The sequence below is a fragment of the Mycobacterium sp. genome, assembly GCF_035570115.1.
Lineage (GTDB): Bacteria > Actinomycetota > Actinomycetes > Mycobacteriales > Mycobacteriaceae > Mycobacterium.
This window is the reverse complement of sequence record NZ_DATMLH010000065.1, coordinates 1-4,328: the sequence shown is the minus strand read 5'-3', so window position 1 is coordinate 4,328 and position 4,328 is coordinate 1. Positions and strand designations below refer to the sequence as shown.

Sequence of the window (4,328 nt, the reverse complement as noted above, 5' to 3'; positions counted from 1 at the left end):
CGTGGACCGTCACGTACAAGCCGGTAACGGCGATCGAGTCGCCATCCACTGGGAGGGTGAGCGGGTCGGCGAAGGCCGCACCCTCACCTACTCAGACCTGCAGACCGAGGTGTGCAAAGCCGCCAACGCGCTCAGCGGGCTGGGTCTGGTCGCCGGCGACCGCGTCGCCATCTATATGCCGATGATCCCGGAGGCCGTCGTCGCGATGTTGGCCTGCGCGCGCCTAGGCGTCATGCACAGCGTGGTGTTCGCCGGTTTCACCGCCACGGCGCTGCGCGCCCGAATCGCCGACGCCGAGGCCAAGCTGCTGATCACCTCCGACGGGCAGTTCCGCCACGGCAAGCCGGAGCAGTTGAAGGAAGCCGCCGACCAGGCGGTCGCCGACACCAGCACGATCGAACACGTCTTGGTGGTCCAGCGCACTGGCATCGACGTCCCGTGGAGGCAGGGACGCGACGTGTGGTGGCACGACGTCGTCGACTCGGCATCGCCCGAACACAGCGCCGAGGCGTTCGATGCCGAGCATCCGCTGTTCCTGCTGTACACCTCGGGCACCACCGGCAAGCCCAAGGGCATCGTGCACACCAGCGGCGGCTATCTCACCCAGGCGTCCTACACCCACCACAACGTCTTCGACATCAAGCCGGAAACCGACGTGTTCTGGTGCACCGCCGACATCGGCTGGGTCACCGGACACACCTACGGTGTCTACGGCCCGCTGTCCAACGGCGTAACCCAGGTTATCTATGAGGGAACCCCAAGCACGCCCAGCCAGCACCGGCATTTCGAGATCATCGAAAAGTACGGCGTGACAATCTATTACACCGCGCCGACGATGATCCGCACCTTTATGAAGTGGGGCCGCGAAATCCCGGACGCCCGCGACTTGTCCAGCCTGCGGCTGCTGGGGACGGTCGGTGAGCCGATCAACCCGGAGGCCTGGCGCTGGTACCGCAAAGTCATCGGCGCCGACAGCATCCCGATCGTGGACACCTGGTGGCAGACCGAAACCGGCGCCGCGATGATCTCGCCGCTACCCGGCGTCGCGGCCACCAAGCCGGGATCGGCGATGAGGCCGCTGCCCGGTATCTCGGCGAGGATCGTCGACGACGACGGCAATCAGCTTTCACCGCCGTCCACCGACGAGGGCGAGCACGTCACCGGATATCTGGTGCTCGACCAGCCTTGGCCGTCCATGCTGCGCGGCATCTGGGGCGATCCGGACCGCTACCGCGAGACGTACTGGTCGAAGTTCGCCGAGCAGGGCTGGTATTTCGCCGGCGACGGCGCTCGCTACGACTCCGACGGCGCGATCTGGGTCCTCGGTCGCATCGACGACGTGATGAACGTGTCCGGCCATCGCCTCTCCACCGCCGAAGTGGAGTCGGCGCTGGTCGGACATTCCGGGGTCGCCGAAGCCGCGGTCGTGGGGGCGACCGACGACACCACCGGTCAGGCGATCTGCGCGTTCGTCGTCTTGCAGGCCGATCATGCCGAGACGACGGGCGCCGAGATCATCGACGAGCTGCGCGCGGAAGTGGCCAGGGTCATCTCACCGATTGCCCGGCCCCGCGAACTGCACGTGGTGCCCGAACTGCCGAAGACGCGCAGCGGCAAGATCATGCGACGCCTGCTGCGCGACATCGCCGAGAATCGAGAACTCGGCGACACGTCGACGCTGCTTGATCCCGGTGTGTTCGAGGCGATCCGGGCCGCCAAGTAGCCGACACCGGCCAGCCGGCCAATCGCTTCTAGGCCGGGACGGGGACGAAGCCCGCGCCGGGACGGTTCTTGGCCTGCAGATCAGCCAAGTCGGCATTGATCGACTGAACTACCGCCGGCGTGTGCAGCGGGATGTATTTGGTGACGCAAACCGGCAGGTTTTCGCTGAACGCGCCGTGGATCATGCCGACCAGTTGATCGTTGACCGTCACAGGGGCGCCCGAGTCGCCCGGTTGTCCACACACCTGCATGAGGATGGTGCCCGGATCCTGGCCCGGGCCCCACGTGACGCCGCAGGAGTTGCCGGTGGTGCGGCCCTGCTTGCAGGCGATCTGCCCGAATGCTGGGTCGGGCCCGATGCCGTTGATCGCGAAACCACCGAAGTTCGCCACCGGTATCACCTTGGCCGGATCGAACTGGATCACCGCGTAGTCGAGGCCGTCGTTGCCGGCGACCATGGTTCCCACTGCGCCGCGGGCCTTTGCCGACTCGACGACCACCGGAGCGCCCGGGCCGCCGCAATGCGCCGACGTGAAACCGATCAGCTCACCCTTGCCGTCGGTGCCGATGGTGGTCAGGGTGCACAGGGTGTCGCCGTTGACGATGATCCCTGCCCCGCCACCGAGCGGGAGTTTGTCGTCAGCTCGTGCGGGCACGCCCGGCACAACGGCAAGGCCCACGGATGCCGCCGTGACCAACGCCGCCGCGAGGCAAGGCAGCCGGCGGTACGTGGTCTGCAAAGGAATACTCCCGTCGACAAGCTTGGACGCGTACCCGAAGCGGCGGCGTCAGTCTAGCGTGATCAGTGCCTACCAGCCTCGATCCCTAACCGGCCCCTCTGATCACCCGCCTCGCCCCTCACCGCTGCGCGGCTGGGGGTGGCCCCGCGGTGTCCGGTTGGCCTCGTCTGGCACCGGACCGCATGGCAACATGAACCGCGACGACCGCGAACGCCCGGCGACGATGCGAGCCGGGCAACGGCTCGAGCAGAAGCCGGGAGCCAAACCGGGAGGACCGTCTGTGAGCAAGACAGATCGAAAGAGCGCCGACCGCAAGGATGGGGTTCCTCGCACGCTGACCACCATTCCATTGACCGACCCGCACGCCCCATCCGTCGACCCGTCGATCGGTGAACTGGTCAAGGACGCCACGGCTCAGATATCGACTTTGGTGCGCGCCGAGGTCGAATTGGCCCGCTCTGAAATCACCCGCGATGTCAAAAAAGGTCTTACCGGCAGTGTTTTCTTTATCTCGGCGCTGGTGGTGCTGTTCTACTCGACGTTCTTTTTCTTCTTTTTCCTCGCCGAACTGCTCGATACCTGGCTGTGGCGCTGGGTCGCCTTCCTGATCGTGTTCGCGATCATGGTGGTGGTGACCGCGGTGCTGGCGTTGTTCGGCTACTTGAAGGTGCGGCGCATCCGCGGACCGCGGCAGACCATCGAATCGGTCAAAGAGACACGGACCGCTTTCACGTCGAGTCATGACAAGGGCCCGGGTCGCGCGCTCAGTTCGGCGCAGGGCGGGACGCCCGCCGACCCTTCGGGTTGGTAGATGGCGCCACCAGATCCGTCGATCACCCGTATCGACGGGCCATGGCGCCATCTGGATGTGCACGCCAACGGCATTCGGTTCCACGTCGCCGAGGCCGTGCCCGCCGACCGCAGTGCGGCCACCCCGCCGACTGCGCAGCCGCTGGTGATCATGCTGCACGGCTTCGGCTCGTTCTGGTGGTCGTGGCGTCACCAGCTACGCGGCTTGCGCGGAGCCCGGGTCGTCGCGGTGGATCTGCGCGGCTACGGCGGCAGCGACAAACCACCACGCGGCTACGACGGCTGGACGCTCGCCGGGGATACCGCCGGACTGATCCGCGCGCTGGGGCACACGTCGGCAACCCTGGTCGGTCATGCCGACGGCGGGCTGGTCTGCTGGGCAACCTCGGTCCTGCACCCGCGGCTGGTGCGCGCCATCGCGGTGATCAGCTCGCCGCACCCCGCCGCACTGCGCGGGTCGGCGTTGACGCGTCGCGATCAGGGCCGTGCACTGTTGCCCTCGCTGCTGCGCTATCAGGTGCCGATCTGGCCGGAGCGCGCGCTGACCCGGGATCACGGCGCGGAGATCGAACGTCTGGTCCGTAGTCGGGCCAGCGCTAAATGGGTTGCTTCCGAAGACTTTTCCGAGACCATCGGCCATCTGCGGGAGGCGATCCAAATTCGGGCGGCGGCGCACTCCGCGCTGGAATATCAGCGTTGGGCAGTGCGTAGCCAGCTACGCGAGGAGGGCCGCCACTTTATGAAGTCGATGAACCGGCCTTTGGGGATTCCGATGCTGCACATTCACGGTGATGCCGATCCGTACGTACTGGCCGATCCGGTCGAGCGAACGCAGCGCTACGCGCCGCATGGTCGCTACGTATCAATCGCCGGCGCAGGACATTTCAGTCATGAAGAGACGCCGCAGGAAGTCAACGCGCACCTAAAGCGCTTCCTCGACCGGGTGTACAGGTCGCCCCTTAACTGACACACTCCCCGGTGGCCACCGGCGCAGTGTCGCCGATGTGCGCCAGCTGGGCGGCCACTTCCTTGGCCGTCAGGACGAAACCGGTGTCG

Annotated in this window: 4 protein-coding genes; 3 read left to right on the top strand and 1 reads right to left on the bottom strand. The window is 66.4% G+C overall.

Annotated elements, in window-relative coordinates; all coding sequences use genetic code 11:
* Positions 1–1,723: acetate--CoA ligase (acs, locus tag VNW74_RS04830; RefSeq protein ID WP_325675466.1), on the top strand; the 1,723-nt coding region annotated here is incomplete at its 5' end.
* Positions 1,724–1,751: 28 nt separating this feature from the next.
* On the opposite strand, the gene VNW74_RS04825 is transcribed toward acs, so the two are convergent.
* Positions 1,752–2,462, bottom strand: coding sequence for a serine protease (locus VNW74_RS04825; RefSeq protein ID WP_414686598.1), 711 nt, complete (start codon positions 2,460–2,462; stop codon positions 1,752–1,754).
* A 280-nt stretch (positions 2,463–2,742) separates the two neighbouring features.
* Here VNW74_RS04825 and VNW74_RS04820 point away from each other — a divergent pair, with 280 nt between their 5' ends.
* Together VNW74_RS04820 and VNW74_RS04815 are read left to right on the top strand one after the other, a co-directional pair.
* Positions 2,743–3,273: a phage holin family protein gene (locus tag VNW74_RS04820; RefSeq protein WP_325675465.1), complete on the top strand. Its 531-nt coding sequence runs from the start codon at positions 2,743–2,745 to the stop codon at positions 3,271–3,273.
* Positions 3,274–4,239 carry an alpha/beta hydrolase gene (locus VNW74_RS04815; protein WP_325675464.1) on the top strand — a complete coding sequence of 322 codons (966 nt, stop codon included), beginning with the start codon at positions 3,274–3,276 and terminating at the stop codon, positions 4,237–4,239.
* Positions 4,240–4,328: the final 89 nt, after the last annotated feature.

Coding starts and splice junctions, on each gene's coding strand:
- VNW74_RS04815 (WP_325675464.1), top strand. CDS start 3,274: ATGGCGCCACCAGATCCGTCGATCACCCGTATCGACGGGCCATGGCGC.